Origin of the sequence: Zavarzinia sp. (genome assembly GCF_041650655.1) — a bacterium.
GTDB lineage: Bacteria > Pseudomonadota > Alphaproteobacteria > Zavarziniales > Zavarziniaceae > Zavarzinia.
This window is the reverse complement of the sequence record NZ_JBAZKR010000007.1, coordinates 1-26,290: the sequence shown is the minus strand read 5'-3', so window position 1 is coordinate 26,290 and position 26,290 is coordinate 1. Positions and strand designations below refer to the sequence as shown.

The window sequence follows — 26,290 nt, the reverse complement described above, 5'->3', positions numbered from 1 at the left end:
CATCATGCGTCTCCTGCTGCTGAACGGCAATACGACGCCGGAGATTACCGCGCGTTGCGCCGAGGCGGCCCGGGCGGTCGCCCGCCCGGGGACCGAGGTGGCGGCCTTCAACGCCAGCCGCGGCCCCCGCATCATCACGACCAGGGCGGAAAACGCCCTGGCCGAGGCCGCCATGGTCGAGCTCCTGGCCGAACATGGTGCCGGCGCCGATGCCGTGCTGGTGGCGATTTCCTTCGACACCGGCCTCGAAGCCCTGCGCGAGGCGGCCCGGGTGCCCGTGGTCGGCATGACCGCGGCCGCCCTTCACGTCGCCGCCCTCAGCGGCGGGCCGATCGGCTTCATCGGGCCGGGCCGGCGGGCGCTCAACATCTATCGCGATACCGCCGTCCGCAGCGGGCTCGACGGGAGGATCGTCGGCTATCGCTGCATCGACATGGCGCCGGAAGACTATCTCACCCCCGGCCCGACCCTGCCCCGCATCGCGGCCCTGGCGGCGGAGCTGATCGACCGCGGGGCGGAGAGCATCGTGCTGGCCGGCGCCGCCATGGCGGGCCTGACGCCGGAGATTCAGGCGAGCGTGCCGGTCCCGGTGATCGACGGCATCAAGGCCGGCGTCGCCCTGGCGGAGGCACTGGTGGCGCTGGGCCTGCCCAAGGCGACGATGGGCAGTTCCGCCGCCCTGCCCCGGCGCGAGATCCTGGGCGCCGGCCCCGCGCTGGCCCGGTTGTTCGGCGGGGGACCCGAATGACGGCGGGTTCAGCCGGCCGGCTTTTCCGCCCGGTCCGCCTGCCAGAGGCGGATCTCGTCGAGGATGACGTCCTCGATATCGGTCGGGGCCGGCGGTTCGGCCTTGGGGCGGAAGCGGGTCTCGACTTCGGAGAGATGGGACGTCATGGCACGCACCGCGGCCCGGCCGTCGTGACGGGCCAGGGCATCGACGATGGCGCCATGTTCCTCGATACCGCAGTGATTGACGAAATCGACGTCGAAATAGGCGTCCAGCATGGTGGTGCGGATCACCAGTTCCTGCATCTGGCGCATGATGAAGGGATTGGCCGTCATGCGTGCCAGCACCATGTGGAAACCGCCGGAGAGCTTGGTCGACTGGACCCGGTCGCCGCTGTGATGGGCGGCGTCCTCGGCCGTCACATGCTCGCGCAGGAGCTGGACCTGGCTCTCGCTCGCCCGTTCGGCCAGGCTCGCCACGATGCCGGCTTCGACGATCCGGCGCGCCTCGTAGACCAGGCGGGATTCGTCCAGGGTCGGATTGACCACGAAGGCGCCGTGATTGGGCACCATGTCGATCAGGCGGACGGTGCCCAGGCGTTGCAGGACCTTGCGGATGCGCTCGCGCGTGACACCGAAGGTGTCGGCCAGCTTCTGCTCGCCGAGGCGCGTGCCGGGGGCCAGCCGCGCCGACAGCAGCGCGTTGGTCATCACCTCGAAGATCGCGTTTTCGTCCAGCGAGCGGACAGCGGAATCCATCTGCGACATGCTTCCCGGCCAAGTCCCGGCCGCGCGTCGGCACGACCGGATCGCGCTTTGATGCCGCAAGGGCGGGGCGAACGCAAGTGCGCCCAGGCCCCGGCGACGAGTGACCGGCGATGACGCCCCCGCCGCCGAACGAGCTGACCATGGTCGAGGCGCTGGCCCGCATCCGCGCCGGCCGCCTCGCCCCCGCCGAGCTGGTCGAAGCCTGCCTCGACCGCATCGCCCGCCGCGATCCCGAGGTGCGCGCCTGGCTCCATGTCGACGCCGATGCGGCCCGGGCGGCGGCCCGGCAGGCCGACCCGGCGGCCCCGCTCGCCGGCATTCCGGTCGGCATCAAGGACATCATCGAGACGGCGGGCATGCCGACGACCTGCAATTCGCCGGTCTATGCCGAACGCTGGAGCAGCGAGGACGCTTCCTGCGTCGCCGTGCTGCGCCACTTCGGCGCCATCGTGCTGGGCAAGACCGATACCGTCGAATTCGCTTCGGGCGGGCGCCGCGCCCTGACCCGGAACCCGCATGATCTCCGCCACACGCCCGGCGCTTCCTCTTCGGGTTCGGCCGCGGCGGTAGCGGATTTCATGGTGCCCCTGGCGCTCGGCACCCAGACCGCGGGCTCGATCATCCGGCCCGCCGTGTTCAACGGCGTCTATGGCTTCAAGCCGACCTTCGGGGCCGTGAACCTCGAAGGGATCAAGACGGCGGCCCCGAGCCTCGACACCGTCGGCTGGTTCACGCGGAGCTGCGAGGACCTCGCCCTGGTCGCGCAATGCCTCAGGGTCGGCGACTGGACCGATTTCGCCGTGCCGGCGCTCGAGGGACTGCGCGTCGGGTTCTGCCGCTCGCCCTATTGGGCGCGGGCCGAGGCGGCGGGCCGCGACGGGCTGGCGGCAGTCGCCGGCCGCCTCGCCGAGGCCGGCGCCCGGGTCCGCGACCTCGTGCTGCCGGCGCCCTTCGACGGTCTGGCCGAGGCGGTCGACATCATCATGGGGCACGAGGGGCAGAGCAGCCTGCTGGCCGAATATCTGGTCCATTACGACAAGCTGGCGCCCGATTTCCGCCTCCGCGTCGAGAACGCCCGCGGCATCACGGCGCGGGATTTCACCGCGGCCCAGGACCTGGCCGCCCGCTGCCGGGGCCTGTTCGACCCGCTGTTCGGCGATGGGCTCGACGTCATCCTCACGCTGGGTGCTCCCGGCCTCGCCCCCCGCATCGAGGCGGGCACGGGCGATCCCATCTTCTGCTCGCTGTGGAGCGCGCTGCACGCCCCCTGTCTCGCCGTGCCGGCCGGCTTCGGCGCGGGCGGCCTGCCCTTCGGCGTGCAACTGGTCGGCCCGCGTTTCGGCGACGCAAGGCTGATCGGCCTCGCCGCCGCGATCGCCGCCGTCATCGACCCCGGCCAGGCCGAGGCCCGCGCGCGGCAGGAGGTACCGGCGACATGGTGACGCCCACGCCCGCAACGGCCGAACTCGGCCGTCTGGTGATCGAGCGCTGCGACGCCCTGGCCGCCCTCAGCGAGCGCCCGGGCGAATTGACCCGCCGTTTCCTGACCCCGTCGCACCGGGCCTCGATCGAGCTGGTCGCGGGCTGGATGCGGGAGGCCGGCATGGCCACGCGGCTCGATGCCGCCGGCACATTGATCGGCCGCTACGACGGCGACGGACGGGAGAGCCGGCCACTCCTGGTCGGCAGCCATCTCGACACCGTCTGCAATGGCGGGCGTTACGACGGCATGCTGGGCGTGGTCGCCGCCATCGCCTGCGTCGACCAGCTGAAGCGGGCCGGCCACCGCCTGGCCTTTCCGATCGAAGTCCCCGCCTTCGGCGACGAGGAGGGGGCACGCTTCGGTATCGCCCTGATCGGCAGCCGGGCCATGGCCGGCACGCTGCCCGCCGACTGGCTGGGCCGGCGCGACGGCGACGGCATTTCGCTGGCCGAGGCCCTGGCCGGCTTCGGCCTCGACCCCGCGCGTCTCGGCGAAGCCGCGCGCCGGCCGGGCGACCAGCTCGGCTATCTCGAACTCCATATCGAACAGGGCCCTGTGCTGGAGGCGGAGGGGTTGCCGCTCGGCGTCGTCACCGGGATCTGCGGGGCGACCCGCGCCGAAGTGGTCTTCGCCGGACGCTCCGGCCATGCCGGCACGGTACCCATGGCAGCCCGGCACGACGCCCTGGCCGGGGCGGCCGAATTCGTCCTCGCGGCCGAGTCGATCGCGCAAGCCTCGGCCGGCGCCGTGCTCGCCACCGTCGGGCGGATCGGGGCGGAACCCGGCGCCGCCAATGTGATCGCCGGGCGCTGCGGCGTGACGCTCGACGTCCGCGCCCCGACCGACCCGGCCCGCCGCGCCGCCGTGGCGCGGATCCTCGAGTCGGCCCGCGCGATCGCCGCGCGCCGCGGCCTCGAGGTTTCGATCGACGTCTTCTACGACGCCGATGCGGCGCCCTGCGACCCGGCGCTCACCGCCGATGTCGCGGCGAGCCTGGCGGCGCGAGGCATCGTCGTCCGCTCGCTCGCCAGCGGGGCGGGGCACGACGGCATGGCGCTGGCCGCCGTGATGCCCTACGGCATGATCTTCATGCGCTGCGCCGGCGGCATTTCGCACCACCCGGCGGAGGCGATCACGGCCGAGGATGCGGCCGAAGGCACCGCCGCCCTGCTCGACCTCCTGTACCGCCTCGATCACAGACTGGGGAGAAACCCATGACCCGTTACGACCTCGTCATCCGGGGCGGCACGGTCGCCACCGCCGCCGACGTGACGACCTGCGACATCGCCGTGTGCGACGGCCGCATCGTCGCCCTGGGCGAGGACCTGGGCCCGGCGGAAGAGGTGATCGACGCCCGCGGCATGGTGGTGACGCCGGGCGGGGTGGACGCCCATTGCCACCTCGACCAGCCGACCAGCGACGGCTCGCGCTTCGCCGACGATTTCGCATCCGGCACCATCTCGGCCGCCTTCGGCGGCACCACCACGGTGATCCCCTTCGCCCTGCAGATGCGCGGCCAGAACCTGCGCGACGTGGTCGCCGACTATCACGCCAAGGCCGCGGGCAAGGCGGTGATCGACTACGGCTTCCACCTGATCCTGTCCGACCTGACACGGCCGGAAATCATGCAGGAACTGCCTGCCCTGATCGCCGAGGGTTACACATCGTTCAAGGTCTATATGACCTATGACGACCTGAAGCTGAGCGACCGCGACATTCTCGACGTCCTGGACCTGGCCCGGCGCGAAGGCGCCATGACCATGATCCATGCCGAGAATACCGACTGCATCGCCTGGCTGACCGAGCGGATGCTGCGCGAAGGCAAGACCGCCCCCCTCTACCACGCCCTCTCGCGCCCGGCCGCGGTGGAACGGGAAGCGACGCACCGGGCCTGCACCCTGGCCGAGATCGTGGGCACGACCGCCCTGATCGTCCATGTCTCGGCCGGCGAGGCGATCGAGCAGATCCGCGCCGCCAGGGCGCGCGGCCTCCGCATCCTGGCCGAGACCTGCCCGCAATATCTGTTCCTCACCATCGACGACCTGGGCGGCCCCGGCGCGCAGGGCATGAAATGCATCTGCTCGCCCCCGCCGCGCGACAAGGCCAACCAGGAACTGGTCTGGCGCGCCCTGGCCGACAATACGTTCGACATCCTGTCGTCCGACCACGCGCCCTTCAGTTTCGACGATGCCGCCGGCAAGCAGCGCCGCGGTCCGGACACCCCCTTCACCCATGTCCCGAACGGCGTGCCGGGGATCGAGACGCGGATGCCGCTGCTCTTTTCCGAAGGCGTGCTCAAGGGCCGGATCGGCCTTTCCCGCTTCGTCGCCCTGACCTCGGCCAATGCGGCGCGGATTTACGGCCTGCCGCGCAAGGGCTCGCTCGCCGTCGGCGCCGATGCCGACATCGTGATCTGGGATCCGGAACGCGAGGTGATGATCACCAACGGCAGGCTGCACCACCGGGCCGACTATACGCCCTACGAGGGCCGCATGGTGACCGGCTGGCCAGCAGTGGTGCTGTCCCGCGGCACCGTGGTCTGCCGCGACGGCGCCCTGCTCGCCCGCCCCGGCCAGGGCCGCTTCCAGGCCCGCAGCCGGCCACTCACGCCAGCCACCGGCGGCGCCGCGGACGGCTATCGAGGCCGGCCCCGGGGGTGACGGGCTCAGAAGAAGGCCTGGATCCCAGTCTGCGCGCGGCCGAGGATCAGGGCGTGGCGCATGATGTGGTAACCGATCTGGATATCATTGCCGCCGTGCATGTCGCGGGCCGTGCGGACGATGTCCAGTGCCTTGCCGCAATTGTTGCGCTTCACGATCGAGACCATCTCGGACGCCAGTTGCCCTTCGTCGAACAGCCGCCCGACGCCGAGCGAGGCCTGCAGCCCGAGGGCGATTTCGGTCTGCATGTCGGCGAATTTCTTCTGGAAGAGCTGGGTGCCGGCCAGCGGACGGCCGAACTGCTTGCGGTCCAGGCCGTAGCGCATGGTGCCCAGCAATCCTCGGCGGCCCCGAGCGCCCCCCAGGAAATGTTGATGTGAGTCCAGAAAACTGGATCGTTTGAAGTTAGAGTTTTTCCGGTCTGTTTTCTCTTAGGCGGGAGGAGCAGAAGACCTGAAGCAGGGGGTGGACGGTGTGCCGGCGAGCCGTCCGAACGATGTCTGGGCGATGGACTTCGTGCATGACCAGCTGGCGACGGGCCGGAAGATGTCGTGGCGACGCTGGAAAGGGTCTGCGCCCGGGCAAGCCGACGGACAATGCCTTCATCGAGGCGCTCAACGGCCGGTTCCGGAGCGAGTGCCTGAACGCGCACTGGTTCCTTTCGCTTGCCGATGCGGAAAAGATGGAGGCTTGGCTCAAGTCCTACAACGAGGATCGGCCCCATGGGCGATCGGGCACAAGGTGCCGTTCCTGCTGCAAAATCCCGGTGGCGCAACCAGCCCGCCACCGCGATGAAGCCCGAAAACTCTAACTTCGGGCGGCCCAAAATTGGGGCCCAGATCAGTCCAGACGAATGAAATTTGTTTGGCGCCTGAAAGAAAAACCGAGAAATATCAGAAGTGAATCCCATATATTACTTATATCAAATTCGATATTTTGCGCCCGTTTTCGGGATCTGACACGGAGGCCGACGTGATTGTTCGGGCTGAAAACAAAAATCCGGGCGAGCCGGTGGTCGCCGCTGAAGCCGGAAACGGCCGGGTGCGGGCGATCCTGATCGACTATCAGCGACCCGTCGTCTGGCGCAGCCTGACGCAGTTGGCGATCTCGCTGGCGCTGTTCCTGGCCTTCGAGGTGGCGCTCTACGCCACTTTCGGCATCTCCTACTGGCTGACCCTGGCGCTGGCCGTGCCGGCCGCAGCCATGGTGGTGAAGCTGTTCATCATCCAGCACGACTGCGGCCACGGCGCCTTCATGCCGAGCGCACGCGGCAACGACCTGATCGGTCATCTCTGCAGCCTGGCGACCTTCACACCCTATCTGCATTGGCGCCGCCAGCATGCCGGGCACCATGCGGTCTGGAACGATCTCGACCGCCGCGACAGCGGGGTGGACCTCTATTCGGTCTGCATCACCCTCGATGAATACCAGGCCCTGTCGCCCTGGGGCCGGCGGCGCTATCGGCTGATGCAGCATCCCCTGCTGGCCCTTGTGCTGTTGCCGCCGTTGATCTTCCTCGTGGTCTATCGCTTCGCCTTCGACACGCCGGCGAGTTGGTGGCGCGAGAGGCGCAGCGTCCATCTGACCAACGCCGCTCTGCTGCTGCTCTACGGCGGGCTCGGCCTGGTCTTCGGTTTCGGCACCGTGGCCGCCGTGCAGTTGCCGGTGATCGCCATGGCCGCGCTGGTCGGTGTCTGGCTGTTCTCGTCGCAGCATCGCTTCGAGCATGTGGTCTGGCGCCGCCATGCCGACTGGGATGCGACGACGGCGGCGCTCCGAGGCAGTTCCTTCCTGAAGCTGCCGCGCTTCTTCGATTGGGTGACCGGCCATATCGGCTTCCACCACATCCATCACCTGAGCGCCCGCGTGCCCAATTATCGCCTGCGCGCCGCCCACGAGGCCCTGGCGCCGGTGACCGAACTGGCGCCGCCGCTCGGCTTCCTGCGCTCGCTCGGTGCCTCGCGCTTCGCCGTCTGGGACGAAGCCAACGGCCGCATGATCCGCTTTCCCCACTGAGGGGCCCGCCTGCAGACGCCCGCACAGTCGTTCGGTCGCTGAAACCAACCATCGGAGACCGATCATGGCTGCCAAGGATATCAAGTTTCACGGCGACGCCCGCGACCGCCTGCTGCGCGGGGTGGAAATCCTCGCCGACGCGGTGAAGGTGACCCTCGGGCCCAAGGGGCGGAACGTCGTCATCGCAAAGGGCTACGGCCCGCCGCGCATCACCAAGGACGGCGTCACCGTGGCCCGCGAGATCGACCTCGCCGACCGCTTCGAGAACATGGGCGCACAGATGGTGAAACAGGTCGCGACCCGCAGCAGCGACATGGCCGGCGACGGCACCACCACGGCGACCGTGCTGGCCCAGGCGATCCTGCGCGAGGGGGCGAAGGCGGTCGCCGCCGGGCTCGACCCGATGGAGCTGAAGCGCGGCATCGACATGGCCGCGGCGGCCGCGGTGGCCGAGATCGCACGCCTGTCCCGCAAGGTCTCGACCAGCGCCGAGATCGCCAATGTCGGCCGCATCTCGGCCAACGACGACCGCGAGATCGGCGACCTGCTGGCGAGCGCCATGGAAAAGGTCGGCCGGGAAGGCGTGATCACCGTCGAGGAAGGCAAGTCCCGCGAGACCACCCTCGACACGGTCGAGGGCATGAGTTTCGACCGGGGCTATGTCTCGCCCTATTTCGTCACCGATGCCGAGAAGATGGCGGCCATCCTCGATCAACCCTACATCCTGCTGCATGAGCAGAAGCTGCCCGGCATCCAGGCCCTGTTGCCGCTCCTCGAGCTGGTCGCCAAGAGCGGCCGCCCCTTGCTGGTGGTGGCCGAGGACATTGCCGGCGAGGCGCTGGCGACCCTGGTGGTGAACCGCTTGCGCGGCAGCCTGAAGGTCGTCGCGGTCAAGGCCCCGGGCTACGGCGACCGCCGGCGTGCCATGCTGGACGACATGGCCGTGGTCACCGGGGGCGAAGTGATCACCCAGGACCTCGGCACCAAGCTCGAGAATGTCACCCTGGCCATGCTCGGCCAGGCCCGCATGGTCCGGGTCGACAAGGAGAAGACGCTGATCGTCGACGGCGCGGGCGACAAGACCGCCATCGCGGCCCGCTGCGCCCAGCTCCGCCGCCAGATCGAGGATGCGGACTCGGACTATGACCGCGAGAAACTGCAGGAACGCCTGGCGAAACTCGCCGGCGGCGTCGCCGTCATCAGCATCGGCGGCGGCAGCGAAACCGAGGTGAAGGAGCGGGGCGACCGGGTCGACGATGCCCTGCACGCCACCCGCGCCGCGGTCGAGGAGGGCATCGTCGCCGGCGGCGGCGTCACCCTGCTCTATGCCGGCAAGGCGCTGGACGGGCTCAACCCGGCCAATGCGGACCAGAAAGTCGGCATCGACATCATCCGCCGTGCGCTCCAGGCGCCGGCCCGCCAGATCCTGCTCAATGCCGGCGAGGAAGCTTCGATCATCGTCGGCAAGCTGCTCGAGGCCGGCGACACCACCCGCGGCTTCGATGCCCAGGCGGGCGCCTTCGTCGACATGATCGCGGCCGGCATCGTCGACCCGGCCAAGGTCGTGCGCCTCGCCCTGCAGGGGGCGGCCTCCATCGCCGGCCTGATGATCACCACCGAAGCCCTGATCGCCGAAAAAGTGGCCGACACCGAGGATCTGGCGGCCTGACAGGAAGGCCGCCGGTCAACGCCCGGCGGCCGAACGGTAGAAGAAGAACTTCGCCACCTCGACCAGCCCGAGGTAGAGCACTGTGGTGCCGAACAGATAGGCGAAGAACAGCGGCGGCGGCGCCACGAAGCCGAACCAGCGGCCGAGCCCCAGAAAGGGCAGGGCGATCGCGACGGCGACCGCCCCCGCCGCCATCGCGGCCAGCAACGGGTGCGGCCGGCTTCGGAACAGCCGGCGCCGGGTCCGGATGGCGAAGACCACCAGCACCTGGGTGGTGATCGATTCGATGAACCAGCCGGTCTGGAACAGGGCCTCGCCCGCGCCGAACAGATGCAGCAGGGCATAGAAGGTCAGGAAATCGAAGACCGAACTGAGCGGCCCGAAGACCAGCATGAAGCGCTCGATCAGGCGGACGTCCCAGGTCACGGGCTCGGCCGTCGCCTCTGCGTCGACCCGGTCGAAGGGGATGGCGATTTCCGAGACGTCGTAGAGCAGGTTGTTCAGCAGGATCTGAATCGGCAGCATAGGCAGGAAGGGCAGGAACAGCGCGGCGCCCGCCATGCTGAACATGTTGCCGAAATTCGAGCTCGATCCCATCAGCGCATATTTGGAGACGTTGCGCACCGTGCCGCGGCCGCAGACGATCGCGTCATGGATGACCGAAAGATCGTGTTCGAGCAGGATCAGGTCTGCCGCCGCCCGGGCGACATCGGCGGCACCGTCGACCGAGATCCCGACATCCGCGGCATGCAGCGCCGGTGCATCATTGATGCCGTCGCCCAGGAAGCCGACGACATGACCCGTCCGCTTCAGTGCCAGCAAGATCCGATGCTTCTGCTGCGGGTTGACCCGGCAGAACAGGTTGACCTGCGGCAACCGGCCGATCAGCGCCTCGTCCGACAGATGCGCGAGCTGGTCGCCGGTCAAGACGCCGGTGATCGGCACGCCGATCTCGGCGAAGACGTGGCGGGTTACCTGTTCGTTGTCGCCGGTGAGCACCTTCACGGCGACCCCGGCCGCAGCCATGGCCTGGATCGTCGCCCCGGCGCTCGCCTTGGGCGGATCGAGGAAGACGGCGAAGCCCGAGAAGACGAGTTCGCTCTCGTCGGTGATCGCCGCCGTGTCGTGGCTGGCGTCGACCGGCCGGCTGGCGATGCCCAGAGCCCGGAAGCCCTGGGCGCCGAGCCCGTCCAAGGTCGCGGCGAAAGCCCGCCGCGTCTCGTCGTCGAGCGGTTTCTCCTCCCCAGCGGCGTTCTCGTAGCGGCCGGAGAGCCGCAGCAGGTCTTCCGGCGCCCCCTTGACGATCAGGCGGCGGCCGGCCTCGTGCTCGACGAGGATCGAGACGCGCCGACGCTCGAAATCGAAGGGTACTTCGTCGATTTTCTTCCAGTCCGCCATGTCGAAGGGATGGGCGGCGACGATCGCCTCGTCGAGCGGACTCTTCATGCCGCTCTCGAAATGGCTGTTGATGCAGGCATAGGCATAGGCCCGCCGGCTTTCCGCGCCGGTGCCGTCCATGACGCGCATCAGCTTGATCGTGGCTTCGGTCAGTGTGCCGGTCTTGTCGGTGCACAGCACATTCATGGCGCCGAGGTCGTGGATCGCCGTGAGACGCTTCACGATCACTTTCCGCCGGGCCAGGTCCATCGCCGCGCGAGCCAGCGTCACGGTCACGATCATCGGCAGAAGCTCGGGCGTCAGGCCGACGGCGAGGGCCAGCGCGAACATCAGCGATTCCAGCGCCGGCCGGCCGAAGGAGATGTTGACCACCAGGACGAACAGCACCATGAGGATGGTGAAGCGCATGATCAGCATACCGAAGCGATGAATGCCGACGGCGAAGGCGGTGGCCGGAGGCTTTTCCGCCAGGCTGGTGGCGAGATGGCCGAGCGCCGTTGCCGCGCCGGTCCGGCAGACGACGATGCTGGCCGTGCCGCTGATCACCGAGGTGCCGGAAAACACCGTGTTCGAGGCCCCGGCCGGGCTCTCGGCGCCAAGGGCGGTATCGGTCGCCTTTTTTTCGGCCGGATAGGGCTCGCCCGTGAGCAGGGCCTGGTTGACGAAGAGGTCGCGACTTTCGATCAGCCGGGCATCCGCCGGCACCAGGTCGCCGGCGATCAACTCGACGATGTCGCCCGGTACCAGCTGGTCGATCGGGACGGAGTGGAAGGCCCCGTCCCGTCGCACCGTCGCCCGGACAGCGACGGAACGGCGCAGCGCCTCGACCGCGCTCTGGGCGCGGGTTTCCTGCACGAAGTCGAGCGCCATGCTCATCATCACGATGGCCACGACGACGAGGAAACTGGACACGTCGCCGGTTGCGGCGGAGAGGCCGCTGGCGACCAGCAGGATGATCACCAGCGGATTGCGGAAACGGGACAGGAACTGGAGCCAGAGCGGCGGGCGCCCTTCGGCCGCGGCGGTATTGAGGCCGTGGATCGCCTGCCGCGACCGCACATCGGCGTCGGCGAGGCCCGCCGGCGTCGTTCCCAGTCGTGTCAGCAGACGGTCGAGCGGTTCCTGCCAGATCTCTTCGGTGGGCGACCGTCCCGCGTCCTCATGGCCAGGGCCGGCCTCCATCGGTGATCGTCCTTCCATGTGACGCGGCTCATTGTAGCGCGAATGAAGCAACGGCCGAACGGCATTCATGGTCGGGACAAGGGTATTTCCAGCCCCTCGGGCGTGTCGACGAGCGGCGTGCCAAACCCGGCGCAGAGCGACACCATGCGTGCCTTGATCGCCTCGAGGGATCGTCCCCTGGCGAGGCTGAGCGGGGCGGAATGGATGCGCACCGGCACCAAGTCGAGCCGCACGGGCCTGCCGGCCTCGACGTCGAGCTGGAAGACGAAGGAGGTGATCGTGGCGCGGAAGGGGAACTTCCAATAGTCGTCGATCACATTGCCCGTGTCGTAGAGGATGACGCCCTGGCCGTGGCGTTCGACCGCCTGGACGACATGGGCGGAATGGCCGTGGATGACATCGACGCCGCGTTCGACCGCGGCATGGGCGAAGCGGCGAAACGACCGGGGCGGCGACAGGCGCATGTTGGGACCCCAGTGCAAGGACAGCACGACGAGGCCGGCGCCGGCTTGGCGCAATGCGCGCACCGACCGTTCGACCCATTGGAGTTGCTCCGGCCCATCGGTCATCTCGATGTAGTTGGTGCCCGGCCGGTCCGGGGCGGCGGCGAAGTCCCGCATGTTGTCGGTGGCGGCCATCAGGCCGACCGTCAGTCCGGGGAGTTCGAGGATGGCCGGCGCCGCCGCCTCGGTGGCGTCGCGGCCGGCGCCGGTGTGGCCGATGCCGGCAGCGTCGAGGGCGCTCATCGTGTCGAGCAGGCCGGCTTCGCTGAAATCCAGCATATGGTTGTTGGCGAGGCAAACGAAACGGACGTTGCCGCACTGAAGAATGCGGACGGCGTCCGGATCGGCCCGGAAGTGGAAGGCCTTCCAACTTCGCCGCCAGCGCGTGTCGCTGTTGGTGATGGGGCCCTCCAGATTGGCGATCACCGCATCGGCCCGGCCCAGCATGGGCAGGACATCGCCCCAGAACCATTCCGGCGGGTGGTCGCGCAGCGCCCGGCTCACCCCCCGGCCCAGCATCAGGTCTCCGAGGAATATCAGTCTCGCTGATTTTCTCATGCCGCGTCGCCCGCCGTGGAGAGTCGTGTCGGAGATTAACTCAAAAGGCTCCCCAAACCGTGGCGAATGCCGTCTCGAGCAGCAGGAAGGCGGCCAGACAGGCGATGCCGAGCAACAGTCCGTCCCTTTCGAGGTCGGCGAAGGAGATCAGCGTGATCGCCAGTGCCGGGGCGATGCCGGTCAACGGGATCGGTGACAGCATCGTGACGCCCAGGAGGAGCATAACCAGGCCCGTGATCCGCCGGGTCGTCCCGGCGGGCGGGCGCCAGCGGGGATGGACCAGTTTTTCCAGAAAGCGGGCCGCCGGAATGGCGCGGCGGAGCAAAGCGACGAAGGGGCGCGATTCGCCCTGCATTCCGGGTTCGCCCCGCGTTCCGGCTGGACCGCCTGAGCCTGTCGGCGACATGCGGCCTATCGGTGGCCAGTCTTCGCAACGGGTCGGTAGTTTGTCACGGGGCCGGCGGAGCCTCGACCGGGTCGTCGGAAATTTGCGGGCGTCGAATCCGTCTTGTGAACGGTAAGGTAATGACACGCTCAACGGCATCGTGGGATGGGGGCTATCGTGACCACGCTCGGCATTCGTCATCGGACGGCCTACCGCTACCAGTCGCCGGTCGCGCTGGGGCCTCATCGGCTGATGCTCCGCCCGCGGGAGAGCCGCGAACTGCGCCTGTGCGCCTTCGAGGTCGAGGTCACGCCGGTCGCCAGCCTCGCCTGGGCCAATGACGTCTTCGGCAATGTCGTGGCGACGGCCTATTTCCAGGGGCTGACCGATCACTTGGAAATCCTCTGCCGGTCGACGATCGAACTCGACGCGGTGGCCTGGCCGGTGTTCGACATCGATGCGGCCGCGATCCACTATCCCTTTCGCTATTCGGCCGACGAGGTGATCGATCTCGGCGCCCTGGCTGTTGCAGGCCATCCGGACCCGACGGGCCGGTTGCGCGCCTGGGCCGGCAGCTTCGTTCGCGGCAATCCGACGGATACGCTGGCGCTGCTCAAGGACATGTGCACGGGGATCTCGGCCTGGATCTCCTATCAGGACCGGGACGACGAGGGCACCCAGGCACCGCTGGAAACCCTCGACCGGGGCTGGGGATCGTGCCGTGACTTCGCCCTGCTCTTCGTCGAGGCGGTGCGCAGCCTGGGTTTCGGCGCGCGCATCGTCTCGGGTTACCTGGACAATTCGCGGTCGGGCAATGCCGGCGCGGTGGGGGGCGGCTCGACCCACGCCTGGGCCGAGGTCTATGTGCCGGGCGCCGGCTGGATCACCTTCGATCCGACCAACCGCAGCGTCGGTGGCCTCAATCTGATCCCGGTCGCGGTCGGCCGCGACATTCGTCAGGTGATGCCGGTCGCAGGCAGCTTTGTCGGCGCCGCCGGCGCCTTCCTGGAGATGACGGTCGACGTGCAGGTGGCCCCCGCCCCGGCCTTCGTCGGGGACTGACCGCCGAGGCGAGCGTCAGGGGTTCTTCCTGCCAGTGGCAATCGATCTGTACGCATGAGTGAAGTGGGAACGCCGGACTGTCCGCGAAGCCGGGCGATCGCCTGAAGGCCTCCCCGCGCTCAGTACTGCGCGTGCAGCACCCGCTGGCCGACGACGTCGACATGGGCCGCGTCGCTGGCCGGCGCCAGCTTCCGTTCGGAGAATTTGAGTTGCAGGAGCTGCCCGTCGTCGGTGAGCAGTTCGACATCCGGGCGGCCGAAGAGGCCGGCCAGCGCCGCGCTGGGAAGCCTGATCTCGCCGCAACGGGTGATTTCGCCCGATTTCTGGGCGTAACTGTCGAAATCATAGGTGGCGCGGACGACGTCCGCGCCGGCACATTTCAGGATACCGCTGCCGGTCGTGCCACCGAGATAGCGCATGAGAAACCTCCTTGGACCGTGAGGGCGGGGGATCACGACGGCGGGATCTGGCTGTCGGCTTCGAGCGCCGAGGCCAGTTCCGTCGGATCGACCGTGACCACCTGGCGGGCCCGGCTGGTGACCGACAGAGCCGGCACATGCAGCATGGTGGCGATCCGCTGGAAGGCGACGAAGGACACGCCCAGGATCTGCTCTTCGTCCGTCACCAAGCGATAGGTTCCCGCCGGGTATAGGCCCTCGAGCGCAGTGAGGGTGAAGGGACGGGTGAAGGTGACCGAGCTTTCGGTGGTGCGGGTCGACATGGCGCCCTCCCGCCTCAGTGCTTCTTCTTCGGCGGGCTGACCGGGGTGGACGAGCCCTTGCTCAGCAGGCCCGAAGTCTCGGCCACCGGTGCCGGCCTGACGGCCTTGGGTTTCTTGGCTTCACGATTGCCGCGTTTCTGGGCCTTGGCCATGGAAAATCTCCTGTGCACCGGGTCGGTGCTGTCGAACGAAAATATTGCGGCGAACTGCCGCTCTGCGCACCGTCGTGACCCTGTCGGGTCCTCGGGTGTCATCGAATTTTGAAGAAATCGTCACAGCGATATTAGCACGATCGGCGGTCGATCGCCGCGTCTGCAGAAATTTATTTGATCGATTTCAATAATTTCTTTTCCAGCCACCTTGATCAGTGAAGAGGCGCCGGGTTCGCGTCAGTCAGACGAGACCGATGTCGTCATTGGCCAGGGCGAACAGGAGCACGGCCAGGCGAGTTCGCGCATCATGGCCGCGGCCGCGCCGAAATCTGCCAGCGTCAGTGCGCAGCCCCGCCAGCACGCCTTGCCCCCGTCGACGCCGCAGCGACAGGATCGACAGACGGCGCCGCCACAATAGCGCATCCCGCAGTTCGGTTTCCGGTTGCCGACGAGAAACATCGGATGGTGCAGCGGACCGGGCCGACTCGGTTCTCTGATGAGAATCGCGATTTGAAGCGGCGGCACGACCCCGCAGGCAATTCTTGTCCGCTTGATGTCGACCGCTGCCCCCACTGTAGGCGTCAGATCTCTGGTCTGTTGCGGGGGCAGGATTTCATTTGGACTTGCTGTTCAGCGCGGCCGCGTAGCGGTCAGTCGGAAGCTTTGCTGTGCATTCGGCTTGTCCGTGGGCGCACGGCCCCCTCGCTGCGATGATGCGTCTTTCCGCTCCAGATGGAGGCTCGGCCCCAAGGCGTCGCATGGTGGCGGCACCGCCCAAGCCGTCACCTTTGCCGCGGACCATTGCCTGCCCATCGACACGCGATGAGGAGGCCGCCATGACCGAGGCCGAACGCCAGCGCATCATCGAAAACGTGATTACCGACTGCGGTCCCCTGGTGGCAGCCTTGGGCGAGCCCTTGCTGGTGGTGCCCTATTCGGGCGATTGAGGCCCTGGTGTTACCAGGCGGCCACCGCCCCGTCGCTGCGCGGATCGGTGGCGCCTTCGATCACGCCGTCGGCATGGCGGACCAGGGCGCCGGCATGGCCCATGGTCTCGGTGAAATCGGCCGTCAATTCGACCGCATGGCCGGCGGCCCGCAGCGCCGCCACCACCTCGGCCGGGACGCGGGATTCGAGCTTCAGGGAAACGCTGTCCTCGCCCCAGGTCCGGCCGAGCAGCCAGCGCGGCGCCGTCACCGCCTGCTGCAATTCCTGGCCGAAGAAGGCATAGCGGGAGAAGACCGCGGCCTGGGTCTGCGGCTGGCCCTCGCCCCCCATGGTGCCATAGACCATGGTGCGGCCGTCGTCGAAGCGGGCCAGCGCCGGATTGAGCGTGTGGAAGGGCAATCGGCCGGGCGCCAGCACCCGAGGCCCCGCCCCGTCGAGGGCGAAGGAACAGCCGCGGTTCTGCCAGTTGAGCCCGCTTTCCGGCAGGACCAGGCCGGAGCCGAATTCGAAATAGATGCTCTGGATATAGGAGGCGACGGCGCCGTGACGGTCGACCGCGCCCATCCAGGTGGTGTCACCGGCCGAGGGCGGCGCCGGCCAGGGCAGAGCCCGCGCCGGATCGATCCGCGCCGCCAGCCGGTCCAGCACTTCGGGCGCGAGGAGATCGCCCGGCGCGACCGTCATCGCCGCCGGATCGCCGACATGGCGGTCGCGCAGCAGAAAGGCCTGTTTGGTCGCCTCGACGAGACCGTGGATGTGCTCGAAGCCTTCCGCGGCCGTGACGCCCAGGCGATCGAACAGGGCGAGGATCAGCAGCGAGGCGACACCCTGGGTCGGCGGCGGCTGGTTATAGAGCGTGGCGCCGCCGACGCGGACCGACAGGGGCGCGCCCGTCCAGGCGCGATAGGCGGCGAGATCGCCGGCCGTCACCGGCGCGCCCAGGCGGGCGAGATCGGCGGCGATGCCGGTCGCCAGGCGGCCGCGATAGAAATCGTCCAGCCCTGCTTCCGCCAGGCGGCGCAGGGTGGCGGCGATCGCCGGGCGCTTCAGGACGGCACCGACGGCGGGCACCGCGCCCCGGTCGAGGAAGGTCTCGGCGAAACCCGGCTGGTCGCGCAACCCGTCGAGCTTGGCCGTGGTGGTCTCGTGCTGGCTGCGGGTCACCACATAGCCGTCCTCGGCATGGGCGATCGCCTCTTCGAACAGGCGGCCGAGGGGCAGGCGGCCGCCCCAGGCGGCACTGACGTCGAGCGCGGCGCGCCAGCCCTCGACCGCCGCGGCAACCGTGTTGGCCGCGAGCGGCCCGCGCCAGGGAATGGTGGAATGGCCGGCGTCACGGTAGAGCGCCGGGCTCGCCAGGCTGCCGGCCGGCCCTGCGGCGCTGATCGCTACCGGCGCGGCCCCCGGGGCCGCCACCAGCCAGAAACCGTCGCCGCCGATCCCGGTCATATGGGGATAGACGACGGTCAGGGTCGCCGCCATGGCGACCACCGCCTCGATCGCCGTGCCGCCCTCGCGCAGCACGGAAAGCCCCGCCTGGCTCGCCAGATGATGCGGCGCGGTTACCATGCAGCGCCTGCTGCGCGGCGTGTTCAGCATGACGATGCCCGATCTTTCACGGCCGTCAGGGTTGCAGGACGATCCGGCCGAGGGTGGCGCCGGCCTCCAGCGCGGCCAGGCCTTCCTCGTAACGGTCGAGCGGCAGGCTGCGGTCGATCACCGATTTGACCGCGCCGCGCGCCACCAGGTCCACGATGTCATAGGCATCCTGCAGGGTCGAGCCGACCGAGCCCAGAACCTTGATCTCGCGCACCAGGATCTCGACCGGGTGGACGTCCAGCCGGTCGGCCGAATAGCCGATCAAGACGTAGCGCCCGCGCCGCCGCAGCATGGCGACCGAAGCCTTCATGGTGGCGGCGATGCCGACCAGTTCGAAGACCACGTCGGCGCCGCCGCCGGTCAGGTCGATCACCCGGGCGGCGACATCCTTTTCGACCGCCGCATCGATCACATGTTCGGCGCCGAGGGAGGCGGCGAGTGCCAGCCGCTCCGCCCCGAGGCCGATGGCGATCACCCGGCCGCCCGCGACCTTGGCATATTGCGCCAACGCCAGGCCGACGCCGCCGGCGCCGTGGACGACGACCCAATCGCCCGGCGCGATCTCCGCCATCTTACCGGCATGCACCGCCGTCGTGCCGGCGCAGCCCATCGGGGCGATCTCGGCCAGGGAGACATGAGCGGGCACCGGCACGCAGTTCCGCGCCCGCACCACCATCATCTCGGCATAGCCGCCGTCCGTCGTGAAGCCCGGCTGGCCGACGCAGGCGGGGCACAGATGCTCGTCGCCCGAACGGCAATATTCGCAGCGCCCGCACCCCTCGTAATAATAGACCAGGACGCGCTCGCCCACCGTAATGCCGGTGGTATCAGGCCCCAGCGCCTCGACGGTGCCGGCGATTTCGTGCCCCATGGTGAAGCCGCTCTTGCCGAGGTTGAGCAGGCCGTCGCGGAAATGCAGTTCGGTGTGGCACATGCCGCAGGCGGCGATGCGCAGCAGCACCTGGCCCGGGCCGGGCTTCGGCACTTCGACCGACTGCATCTCGAACGGCCGCCCCGGCCCCAGATAACGCACCGCCCGCATCGCCATCGCTCGACCCCACACAGACACAGAACATATGTATACATAAAACCGAAGTTCTTCCCCTCCGGCAAGATCCAGATCGACGTCGGACAGCGAATTTTCCGCATTTCCGCCGGGGCGGCGCCAGGCGAAATTCCGAATTGCCGTGCGGGATATGATGTGTGTATACACAAAGGATATGGTGACGGGATCCGCGATGTATGCTTTCGACCCAGGGGCGCTGCACCTCGCCCGTGAATTCCGCGCCCGGCCGATCGGCCGGCGCAGCCCGGAACTGGAACGCCTGCTGACCCTCATGCGCGGCGAGCCGATGGCCGGGAAATATTGCGTGATCTGCACCAGGCCGCACGAGCAATGGGTGCTCGCCCGCCTTTCCGGCATCCGCGGCGTGCCGCCGACCCTGATGGAAAACCACGTCTATCACTCCATCGAAGAGGCGGAGTGGGAGGTCTTCAAGCTGCGCTGGCAGCGGCTCGGCGGCGGCGACCTCGACGCCGCGCTGGCGGCGGACGAGCAGGAGAACGCGCGATGAAAACGATCGTCGGCTACAGCGACGAGATCAGCGTCGAGCCGGGCCAGGCCATCTCCTTCATGATCAGCAGCGAGAAGGGCCTGCCCTTCGAAGCACGCGTGGTGCGCCTGATCCACGGCGACACCAATCCGGCCGGCCCGGGCTACCGCGAGGAAGCGGTGCCGGGCGCCGCCGATGGCACCTATCCCGGCACAAGGCGGCCGATCCACGCCGGCTCCTGCGCCCTGATCCCGGCGGGCGCCACGCCCTGGAACCTGGACAGTTTCACCTTCCAGGCGATGATCTGGCCGACCCGCCCCGACGGTGGCCGCCAGGTGATCGCCAGCCTGCGCGACGGCGCCGCCGGCTTCGAACTGGCGATCGACGAGGCGGGCCACTTGGTCGGCCGGATCGAGCGGGCTGGCATGGAAGCCCTGGTCCTGACCGGCGAGCGGCCGTTGCTGGCGCGCCGCTGGTATCTCGTCGCCCTGTCCTTCGACGGGACGAGCGGCGAGGCGCGCCTGCTGCAACACCCCCGCAAGACCGAAGCCCTGATCCGCGACGATGCCGCGGCGGAAGGCGCTGGCACGCCGGGCGGCCTCGGCCTCGGCGGCGGAACCCTCGTGCTCGCCGCACGGGCGGCGCAGGCGCGGCCCCATGAAGCCCATTACAACGGCAAGATCGACAGCCCCCGCCTCTATGCGCGGGCGATGGAACTGGTCGATTTTCCGCCGACTGCCCAATTGGGCCTGCATACGCCCGGCCTCGCCGGTGCCTGGGACTTCTCGCAGGACATCGGCGGCATCAGTTTCGCTGACCGTTCCGCCTTCGAGCGCGGCGGCAGCCTGCACCAGCTCCCGACCCGGGCCCTCACGGGTTACGACTGGCGCGAGGAGACGCGCTGCTTCCGCGACGCGCCGGAGCAATACGGCGCCGTCCATTTCCACGACGACGACATCTATGACGCCGGCTGGCCCGCCGACGTGACCTGGACGGTACCGGAAGGCCAGGCCAGCGGCCTTTACGCCCTTCACGTCACGACCGCGGAGGACGAGGATTACATCCCCTTCGTGATCCGCCCCGGCGCTGCCTCGCCCCGGGCCAAGGTGCTGTTCCTGGTGCCGACCGCGAGCTATCTCGCCTATGGCAACGAGCATCTGGCGGTCGATGCCGCGCTGGCCGAGCGGGCGCACGACATATTGACCGTGTTCAACGCGAACGATGTCTTCCTGATGGAACACCGCGAATATGGCGGCTCGCTCTACGACACCCATTCGGACGGCAGCGGCATCTGCTATTCCTCGCGGCTGCGCCCGCTGCTCAACATGCGGCCCAAATATCAGTCGTGGCTCGGCGGCTCCGGCTCCGCGCTGTGGCAACTCAATGCCGACACCCATCTGCTCGACTGGATGGAGCACGAGGGCATCGCCTACGACTGCATCACCGACGAGGACCTGGACCGCGACGGCGTCGCCGCCCTCGCCCCCTACCCTTGCGTGATGACCGGGACCCATCCCGAATATTATTCGACCCGGATGTGGGACGCGCTCGAAGCCTATAAGGCGCGGGGCGGCAGCTTCATGGCCATGGGCGGCAATGCCTTTCACGCCAGGATCGCCTATCACCCGAGCCTGCCCGGGGTGATGGAAGTGCGCCGCGCCGAGATCGGCAATGGCTGGATGTGCGCCCCGGGCGAGGGCTTCCACGCCTTCACCGGCGAATACGGCGGTCTGTGGCGGCGCATCGGCCGTATGCCGCAGACCATGGCCGGCACCGGCTTCGCCGGCCAGGGCTTCGACATCTCGTCCTATTTCCGGCGCAACCCGGACAGTTACGCGCCGCGCGCCTCCTTCATCTTCGAAGGCGTCGAGGACGAGATCATCGGCGATTTCGGCCTGATCGGCGGCGGCGCCGCCGGCATCGAGCTGGACCGCGCCGACTATGCGATGGGCACGCCGCCCCACGCCCTGATCCTGGCGACGTCCGAGAACCACACCAGCATCTACATGCTCTCGACCTGCGAGATGTATATCAACATCCCGGGGCTCGACGCGACCCAATGCCCGCAGGTCCATGCCGACCTCGTCTTCTACGAGACGCCGGCCGGCGGCGGCGTGTTCAGCACGGGCTCGATCGCCTGGGCCGGCAGCCTGTCGCACCGGGATTACGACAACAACATCGCCCGCATCACCGGTAATGTCCTGCGCCGCTTCGCCCTGGGGGGGAGATTTCCGGTTGCAGCGACGGCGCCGGCTGCGACAATCGGGGATTAGGCATTGCTGCGTTCGAGGGGGGCTCGATGCAATCGACGGCCAGGACACGCATGAAGAAGCGCAAGGTGCCGACGCTCGCCAGCATCATTCAGGCCCGTCTGCTCGAAGAGATCACCCAGTCGAAGATCCAGCCCGGCACCCGCCTGGAAGAGATCGAGCTGGCCGAACGCTACCAGGTCTCGCGCACGCCGGTGCGCGAGGCGCTGCGCCAGCTCTCGGCCATGGGGATGCTGAAGGTGACGCCGCGGCGCGGCGCCATCGTGGTCGACCAGTCGGCCAACAACGGCCTGCAGGAGACGCTGGAGGTCATCGCCGAACTGGAGGCGGCGGCGGCGCGTTTCGCGGCCAAGCGCATGAGCGCCGACGACCGCGCCCGCCTCGCCACCATCCACGGCGAAATGAGCCTGATCGTGGAGGCGGAGGACGTGGTCGCCTTCGACCGCAAGAACGGCGAATTGCACCACCACATCCATCTGTGCGCCGGCAACGGCCTGCTGCTCGATTCGATCTCGCAGATGCGGGTCCGCATCGTGCCCTATACCCGCGCCGAATATATGAGCCAGCACAGCCGCATCGTCACCTCGCACCGCGAACACGATGCCTTCGTGCAGGCGATCCTGCGCAGCGACAGCGAGCTCGCCTATCACGCCATGCGTTTCCACGTGATGCATGCCGGCGAGCTGGACGAGGACCTGGAAGCCCGCCTGAACCGCTGAAGGCGGGATTGGCACGCCCCTTGCTGGTGCAATGGCGCCACCGTGTATACCTGCGCACAGGCAGGCCGGTGGCGAGAGAAGCACCAACAAGGACAAAGCCATGGCAACCATCGATTTCGACCAGGGCCTGTTCGGCCGCCTGCGTGCGGCCGCCGGGATCGAATGGCAGCGATATGTCAACCACCCCTTCGTCAAGCAACTGGGCGCCGGCACCCTGCCCGAAGCCTGCTTCAAGCGTTTCCTCTCGCAGGACTATCTGTTCCTGATCCATTTCGCCCGCGCCTACGGCCTGTCGGTCTACAAGAGCCGGACGCTGAGCGACATCCGGTCGGCGGCCTCGGGCCTCGAAGCGATCCTCTTCGAAACGCCCCTTCACGTGACCTATTGCACCGACTGGGGCCTGACCGAGGAAGCCATGGCGGCCGAGCCTGAAGCGCCGCAGACCATGACCTATACGCGCTTCGTGATCGACTGCGGCCTGGCCGGCGATCTGCTGGAACTGACCTGCGCCCTGCTGCCCTGCGTCGCCGGCTATGCCGAGATCGGCAAGATCCTGATGAGCGACCCCGCCACGGTGATCGACGGCAACCCTTACGGTGACTGGCTGCGCAACTACGACAGCCCCGAATACGAGGCGAGCGTGGTGGCCGCCATCGCCAAGCTGAACGACCTCGGCGAGCGCTTCGGCGGCGAGGCCCGTTTCGCCCATCTCTCGTCCGTCTTCAACACCGCGACCCGGCTGGAGACCGATTTCTGGCAGATGGGGCTCGACGCCGCCTGAGCCGCAGCGCGGCACGAGTCTTGCTAATTAAAATCTCGTTTGTATACACGCGTCCCTCGAGGAGATCGCCATGACCATCGCTTTCCCGACCCCTTCCGCCATCAGCCCGAAAGTCGCCGACTTCGTGAAGAGTCCGCACCGCCTGCTGATCGGCGGACGCTGGTGCGACGCCGTCGCAGGCGGCACGATCGACGTCTACGACCCGGGCATGGGAGAAGTGATCGCCAAGGTCCCGGCCGGCCAGGCGGCCGACGTCGACCTCGCGGTCGAGGCCGCGCGCAAGGCCTTCGACCAGGGCCCCTGGCCGACCATGGATGCCGCCGAACGGGCCAAGATCATGCTGCGCCTGGCCGATCTCCTCGAAGCCAATGCCGAGGAACTGGCCGAGCTCGAAGCCTATGACACCGGCCGCCCGATCACCGAATGCCGCATCGTCGACATTCCGGGCTCCTGCGTCATGCTGCGCTACATGGCGGGCTGGACCACCAAGATCAACGGCGAGACCTTCAACACCTCGACGCCCTGGGAGATGTTCGCCTACAGCCTGCGCCAGCCGATCGGCGTCGCCGGCATCATCGTGCCCTGGAACTATCCGCTCGAACTCGCGGTCTGGCGCATGGCGCCGGCCCTGGCGGCCGGCTGCACCGTCGTCCTGAAGCCCGCGGAACAGACCCCGCTCAGCACCCTCCGCCTCGGCCAGCTCGCCGAAGAGGCGGGCTTCCCGCCGGGCGTGATCAATGTCGTCACCGGCCTCGGCGAGGTCGCGGGCGCCGCCCTGTCGAGCCACCCCAAGGTCGACAAGATCTCCTTCACCGGCTCGACCGAGACCGGCAAGCTGATCGTCAAGGCGGCCGCCGGCAACCTGAAGAAAGTGACGCTGGAACTGGGCGGCAAGAACCCCGCCGTGGTCTTCCCCGATGCCGATCTCGACGTCACCATCCCCGGCATCGCCGGCGGTATCTTCTGGAGTTCGGGCCAGGTCTGCACCGCGAGCTCGCGCGTGCTGATCCACAAGAAAGTCTTCGACAAGGTGGTGGAAGGCCTGATCGCCCGCGCCTCCACCATGCGGATCGGCCACGGCCTCAACGCCGAGACGGAACTCGGCCCGCTGGTTTCGGCCGAACAGTTGAGCCGCGTCAGCGGTTACCTCGAACGGGGCCTGGCCGATGGCGCCGAACTGCTGACCGGCGGCGCCACGCTCGACAGCGCCGGCTATTTCCTGCAGCCGACGATCCTGGCCAATACCGGCACGAAGACCCCGCTCTACCGCGAGGAAGTCTTCGGCCCGGTGCTCTGCGCCGTGCCCTTCGACACCGACGACCTGGACGAGATCGCGGCCATGGCCAACGACACCGACTTCGGTCTCGCCTCCAGCGTCTGGACCCGCGACCTCGCCACCGCCCATCGCATGGCCAAGAAGATCCGGGCCGGCAATGTCTGGATCAACATCCACAATTGCTTCGACCCGGCGCTGCCCATGGGCGGTTACAAGCAGTCCGGCTGGGGCCGCGCGTCGAGCTTCGCGGCGATCGAGGACTACACGGAACTGAAGGGCGTCGCCGCCCGCCTCTGAGCCGTCCCGGGTGTGCGGCCGCCATCGGCCGCACATCTCTTGTGTGTACACACGCACCGCAACCGCCAACGCTTCCTTGAATTATTTTAAGGCAAATTGCCTAGAGCGAAGCACAAAAACTGATCACATCGCGGCGCGGAAGCGCGCAGGAATCCGGCGACTGGCCGATAGATGGCCATCGCCCTGGAAATTTTCGCGAGCCGCCGAAATCGGCGCCGCTGGCACGATGTTTGCGTTAAGTCGGTTGTTCTGTGTATACATGGAGGCCCGATAGGTGATCCCGAAGATGAAGCCTCTCCCCGAGGCGGAAGCTGCCCCGAGGCCCCCCGGCATCAGCGTTCAAGGCCTGACCCTGCAGTTCGGTCCCCATGTCGTCTTCAAGGACCTGACCTTCGAAATCCCGGGCGGCGAATTCGTCGCCCTGCTGGGCTCGAGCGGCGTCGGCAAGAGCAGCCTGCTCAAGATCATCGCCGGCCTCGCCACCGCGACCGCCGGCACCGTCGCCGGCACGGACGGGCGGCCGATCGCCGGCCGCATCGCCTACATGGGCCAGCAGGACCTGCTGTTCCCCTGGCTCGACGTGATCGGGAACGTCACCCTGGGCGCCCGCCTGCGGCACCAGAAGCCCGATCTCGCCTGGGCCGAGCATCTGCTGGAACGGGTCGGCCTGGCCGGACGGCGCAAGGCCCTGCCCAACGCCCTTTCCGGCGGCATGCGCCAGCGCGCGGCGATCGCCCGCACGCTCTACGAACGCCGGCCGATCGTCCTGATGGACGAGCCCTTCTCGGCGCTCGACGCCATCACAAGGGCCAAGATCCAGGATCTGGCGGCCGAACTCCTGGCCGAGCAGACCGTGCTGCTGATCACCCACGACCCGATGGAAGCCTGCCGCCTGGGCCATCACCTGATGATGCTCTCGGGCCATCCGGCCACCATCGGCGCGCCGATCACGGTGGCCGGCGTGCCGCCCCGCGCGCCCGACGATCCCAACGTGCTGAAGAGCCAGGGCCACCTGCTGCGCCTTTTCGTGGAGCATGCGCAATGAAAGACCGCACCCTGCAGCGCCTGGCCACCGGCGGCCGCGGCGCCGTCATCTTCGTCGGCCTGATCCTGGTCTGGTGGGGCGTCACCCTGTTCGGCATTCCGCCCTATATGCTGCCCTCGCCGACGACGGTGGCCGAGGCGCTGTGGAAGGGCCGAGCCTATCTGACCGACCATACGCTGATCACCGCCTATGAGATCGCCCTCGGCCTGTTCTTCGGGCTCCTGCTGGGCGCCGCGCTCGCCCTGCTCATGGTCTTCTCGCCGGCGGTGCAGCGCTGGCTGATGCCGGTGCTGGTGATCAGCCAGTCGATCCCGGTCTTCGCCATGGCGCCGCTCCTGGTGCTCTGGTTCGGCTTCGGCACGCTGTCGAAGGTGGTGATGGCGATCCTGATCATCTTCTTTCCGGTCGCCGCCTCCTTCTTCGACGGCTTGCGGCGGACCGAGACCGGCTGGCTCGACCTCGCCAAGACGATGAACGCCTCCTCCTTTGCCGAGATGCGCCACGTCCGCCTGATGGCGG

General features: G+C 68.3%; 23 protein-coding genes and 2 pseudogenes. 15 read left to right on the top strand and 10 right to left on the bottom strand.

Translation table 11 applies throughout. The annotated features are described in order from the left end of the window. The first annotated feature begins 4 nt into the window (after positions 1-4). Positions 5-748 carry an aspartate/glutamate racemase family protein gene (locus tag WC493_RS02665; RefSeq protein ID WP_373062237.1) on the top strand — a complete coding sequence of 248 codons (744 nt, stop codon included), beginning with the start codon at positions 5-7 and terminating at the stop codon, positions 746-748. 8 nt (positions 749-756) lie between these two features. On the opposite strand, the gene WC493_RS02660 is transcribed toward WC493_RS02665, so the two are convergent. Next, complete coding sequence (locus WC493_RS02660) at positions 757-1,485, bottom strand: GntR family transcriptional regulator (RefSeq protein ID WP_373062235.1); 729 nt, start codon at positions 1,483-1,485, stop codon at positions 757-759. Positions 1,486-1,604: 119 nt separating this feature from the next. On the opposite strand from WC493_RS02660, the gene WC493_RS02655 reads away from it, so the two are divergent. Genes WC493_RS02655 through hydA form a run of 3 tightly spaced genes read left to right on the top strand, consistent with a single transcriptional unit; the run spans position 1,605 to position 5,637 of the window. Further along, entirely contained in the window at positions 1,605-2,936 is a 1,332-nt protein-coding gene (locus tag WC493_RS02655; RefSeq protein WP_373062233.1) for an amidase, read from the top strand. Further along, positions 2,930-4,195 carry an allantoate amidohydrolase gene (locus tag WC493_RS02650; RefSeq protein WP_373062231.1) on the top strand — a complete coding sequence of 422 codons (1,266 nt, stop codon included), beginning with the start codon at positions 2,930-2,932 and terminating at the stop codon, positions 4,193-4,195. Before WC493_RS02655 ends, WC493_RS02650 begins: the two co-directional genes overlap by 7 nt. Then, positions 4,192-5,637: a dihydropyrimidinase gene (gene hydA / locus WC493_RS02645; RefSeq protein ID WP_373062229.1), complete on the top strand. Its 1,446-nt coding sequence runs from the start codon at positions 4,192-4,194 to the stop codon at positions 5,635-5,637. Before WC493_RS02650 ends, hydA begins: the two co-directional genes overlap by 4 nt. Before the next feature lie 5 nt (positions 5,638-5,642). Here hydA and WC493_RS02640 read toward each other — a convergent pair. Continuing rightward, a pseudogene (locus tag WC493_RS02640) lies at positions 5,643-6,007 on the bottom strand (acyl-CoA dehydrogenase family protein); the annotation flags it as partial. A 119-nt stretch (positions 6,008-6,126) separates the two neighbouring features. Between WC493_RS02640 and WC493_RS02635 the strand changes: the two are divergent. From WC493_RS02635 to groL, 3 genes and pseudogenes are all read left to right on the top strand, one after another. Then, a pseudogene (locus tag WC493_RS02635) lies at positions 6,127-6,432 on the top strand (transposase); the annotation flags it as partial. Positions 6,433-6,609: 177 nt separating this feature from the next. After that, complete coding sequence (locus WC493_RS02630; RefSeq protein ID WP_373062227.1) at positions 6,610-7,653, top strand: fatty acid desaturase; 1,044 nt, start codon at positions 6,610-6,612, stop codon at positions 7,651-7,653. Between the two features lie 64 nt (positions 7,654-7,717). Next, entirely contained in the window at positions 7,718-9,322 is a 1,605-nt protein-coding gene (groL, locus tag WC493_RS02625) for a chaperonin GroEL (RefSeq protein WP_373062225.1), read from the top strand. Between the two features lie 15 nt (positions 9,323-9,337). Here groL and mgtA read toward each other — a convergent pair whose 3' ends face one another. The 3 genes from mgtA to WC493_RS02610 all read right to left on the bottom strand — a co-directional run bounded on the left by mgtA (position 9,338) and on the right by WC493_RS02610 (position 13,318). Beyond that, positions 9,338-11,902 (bottom strand): magnesium-translocating P-type ATPase, encoded by a 2,565-nt coding sequence (gene mgtA / locus WC493_RS02620; RefSeq protein WP_373062223.1) that lies wholly within the window; start codon positions 11,900-11,902, stop codon positions 9,338-9,340. Between the two features lie 65 nt (positions 11,903-11,967). Next, entirely contained in the window at positions 11,968-12,963 is a 996-nt protein-coding gene (locus WC493_RS02615; RefSeq protein ID WP_373062221.1) for a CapA family protein, read from the bottom strand. Between the two features lie 40 nt (positions 12,964-13,003). Beyond that, positions 13,004-13,318 carry an exopolysaccharide biosynthesis protein gene (locus WC493_RS02610; RefSeq protein WP_373062219.1) on the bottom strand — a complete coding sequence of 105 codons (315 nt, stop codon included), beginning with the start codon at positions 13,316-13,318 and terminating at the stop codon, positions 13,004-13,006. Between the two features lie 207 nt (positions 13,319-13,525). Between WC493_RS02610 and WC493_RS02605 the strand changes: the two genes are divergently transcribed. Beyond that, positions 13,526-14,410 (top strand): transglutaminase N-terminal domain-containing protein, encoded by an 885-nt coding sequence (locus WC493_RS02605; RefSeq protein WP_373062217.1) that lies wholly within the window; start codon positions 13,526-13,528, stop codon positions 14,408-14,410. A gap of 119 nt (positions 14,411-14,529) precedes the next feature. Here the strand turns inward: WC493_RS02605 and WC493_RS02600 are convergent, their stop codons facing one another. The 5 genes from WC493_RS02600 to WC493_RS02580 all read right to left on the bottom strand — a co-directional run bounded on the left by WC493_RS02600 (position 14,530) and on the right by WC493_RS02580 (position 18,878). Continuing rightward, positions 14,530-14,829 (bottom strand): hypothetical protein, encoded by a 300-nt coding sequence (locus WC493_RS02600; RefSeq protein ID WP_373062215.1) that lies wholly within the window; start codon positions 14,827-14,829, stop codon positions 14,530-14,532. Positions 14,830-14,861: 32 nt separating this feature from the next. Beyond that, positions 14,862-15,131: a hypothetical protein gene (locus WC493_RS02595; RefSeq protein ID WP_373062213.1), complete on the bottom strand. Its 270-nt coding sequence runs from the start codon at positions 15,129-15,131 to the stop codon at positions 14,862-14,864. Positions 15,132-15,145: 14 nt separating this feature from the next. After that, positions 15,146-15,283, bottom strand: coding sequence for a hypothetical protein (locus WC493_RS02590; RefSeq protein ID WP_373062211.1), 138 nt, complete (start codon positions 15,281-15,283; stop codon positions 15,146-15,148). Positions 15,284-16,240: 957 nt separating this feature from the next. Then, positions 16,241-17,830, bottom strand: a complete 1,590-nt coding sequence (locus WC493_RS02585; RefSeq protein ID WP_373062209.1) for a gamma-glutamyltransferase family protein — start codon at positions 17,828-17,830, stop codon at positions 16,241-16,243. Positions 17,831-17,855: 25 nt separating this feature from the next. Continuing rightward, a complete protein-coding gene (locus WC493_RS02580) occupies positions 17,856-18,878 on the bottom strand; it encodes an alcohol dehydrogenase catalytic domain-containing protein (RefSeq protein ID WP_373062207.1) in 1,023 nt (340 codons plus the stop codon). A gap of 190 nt (positions 18,879-19,068) precedes the next feature. On the opposite strand from WC493_RS02580, the gene WC493_RS02575 reads away from it, so the two are divergent. The 7 genes from WC493_RS02575 to WC493_RS02545 all read left to right on the top strand — a co-directional run. Continuing rightward, positions 19,069-19,404: a hypothetical protein gene (locus WC493_RS02575; protein ID WP_373062205.1), complete on the top strand. Its 336-nt coding sequence runs from the start codon at positions 19,069-19,071 to the stop codon at positions 19,402-19,404. Further along, entirely contained in the window at positions 19,401-21,656 is a 2,256-nt protein-coding gene (locus WC493_RS02570) for a N,N-dimethylformamidase beta subunit family domain-containing protein (RefSeq protein WP_373062203.1), read from the top strand. Before WC493_RS02575 ends, WC493_RS02570 begins: the two co-directional genes overlap by 4 nt. A 26-nt stretch (positions 21,657-21,682) precedes the next feature. Continuing rightward, positions 21,683-22,372: a GntR family transcriptional regulator gene (locus tag WC493_RS02565; RefSeq protein WP_373062201.1), complete on the top strand. Its 690-nt coding sequence runs from the start codon at positions 21,683-21,685 to the stop codon at positions 22,370-22,372. 100 nt (positions 22,373-22,472) lie between these two features. Further along, a complete protein-coding gene (locus WC493_RS02560) occupies positions 22,473-23,153 on the top strand; it encodes a TenA family protein (RefSeq protein ID WP_373062199.1) in 681 nt (226 codons plus the stop codon). 70 nt (positions 23,154-23,223) lie between these two features. Continuing rightward, positions 23,224-24,726 carry an aldehyde dehydrogenase gene (locus tag WC493_RS02555; RefSeq protein ID WP_373062197.1) on the top strand — a complete coding sequence of 501 codons (1,503 nt, stop codon included), beginning with the start codon at positions 23,224-23,226 and terminating at the stop codon, positions 24,724-24,726. Positions 24,727-25,012: 286 nt separating this feature from the next. Continuing rightward, positions 25,013-25,771 carry an ABC transporter ATP-binding protein gene (locus WC493_RS02550; RefSeq protein ID WP_373062195.1) on the top strand — a complete coding sequence of 253 codons (759 nt, stop codon included), beginning with the start codon at positions 25,013-25,015 and terminating at the stop codon, positions 25,769-25,771. Then, positions 25,768-26,290, top strand: a 523-nt coding sequence (locus WC493_RS02545; RefSeq protein ID WP_373062193.1) for an ABC transporter permease, incomplete at its 3' end; no start/stop codon positions are given. The genes WC493_RS02550 and WC493_RS02545, both read left to right, overlap by 4 nt.

Bases quoted from the DNA above. Each gene is read 5' to 3' on its own strand.
- hydA (WP_373062229.1), top strand. From the start codon at position 4,192: ATGACCCGTTACGACCTCGTCATCCGGGGCGGCACGGTCGCCACCGCC.
- WC493_RS02600 (WP_373062215.1), bottom strand. From the start codon at position 14,829: ATGCGCTATCTCGGTGGCACGACCGGCAGCGGTATCCTGAAATGTGCC.
- WC493_RS02575 (WP_373062205.1), top strand. From the start codon at position 19,069: ATGTATGCTTTCGACCCAGGGGCGCTGCACCTCGCCCGTGAATTCCGC.
- WC493_RS02550 (WP_373062195.1), top strand. From the start codon at position 25,013: ATGAAGCCTCTCCCCGAGGCGGAAGCTGCCCCGAGGCCCCCCGGCATC.
- WC493_RS02665 (WP_373062237.1), top strand. From the start codon at position 5: ATGCGTCTCCTGCTGCTGAACGGCAATACGACGCCGGAGATTACCGCG.
- mgtA (WP_373062223.1), bottom strand. From the start codon at position 11,902: ATGGAGGCCGGCCCTGGCCATGAGGACGCGGGACGGTCGCCCACCGAA.
- WC493_RS02570 (WP_373062203.1), top strand. From the start codon at position 19,401: ATGAAAACGATCGTCGGCTACAGCGACGAGATCAGCGTCGAGCCGGGC.
- WC493_RS02595 (WP_373062213.1), bottom strand. From the start codon at position 15,131: ATGTCGACCCGCACCACCGAAAGCTCGGTCACCTTCACCCGTCCCTTC.
- WC493_RS02560 (WP_373062199.1), top strand. From the start codon at position 22,473: ATGGCAACCATCGATTTCGACCAGGGCCTGTTCGGCCGCCTGCGTGCG.
- WC493_RS02580 (WP_373062207.1), bottom strand. From the start codon at position 18,878: ATGGCGATGCGGGCGGTGCGTTATCTGGGGCCGGGGCGGCCGTTCGAG.
- WC493_RS02610 (WP_373062219.1), bottom strand. From the start codon at position 13,318: ATGCAGGGCGAATCGCGCCCCTTCGTCGCTTTGCTCCGCCGCGCCATT.
- WC493_RS02590 (WP_373062211.1), bottom strand. From the start codon at position 15,283: ATGGCCAAGGCCCAGAAACGCGGCAATCGTGAAGCCAAGAAACCCAAG.
- WC493_RS02565 (WP_373062201.1), top strand. From the start codon at position 21,683: ATGCAATCGACGGCCAGGACACGCATGAAGAAGCGCAAGGTGCCGACG.
- WC493_RS02660 (WP_373062235.1), bottom strand. From the start codon at position 1,485: ATGGATTCCGCTGTCCGCTCGCTGGACGAAAACGCGATCTTCGAGGTG.
- groL (WP_373062225.1), top strand. From the start codon at position 7,718: ATGGCTGCCAAGGATATCAAGTTTCACGGCGACGCCCGCGACCGCCTG.
- WC493_RS02585 (WP_373062209.1), bottom strand. From the start codon at position 17,830: ATGCTGAACACGCCGCGCAGCAGGCGCTGCATGGTAACCGCGCCGCAT.
- WC493_RS02655 (WP_373062233.1), top strand. From the start codon at position 1,605: ATGACGCCCCCGCCGCCGAACGAGCTGACCATGGTCGAGGCGCTGGCC.
- WC493_RS02555 (WP_373062197.1), top strand. From the start codon at position 23,224: ATGACCATCGCTTTCCCGACCCCTTCCGCCATCAGCCCGAAAGTCGCC.
- WC493_RS02615 (WP_373062221.1), bottom strand. From the start codon at position 12,963: ATGAGAAAATCAGCGAGACTGATATTCCTCGGAGACCTGATGCTGGGC.
- WC493_RS02650 (WP_373062231.1), top strand. From the start codon at position 2,930: ATGGTGACGCCCACGCCCGCAACGGCCGAACTCGGCCGTCTGGTGATC.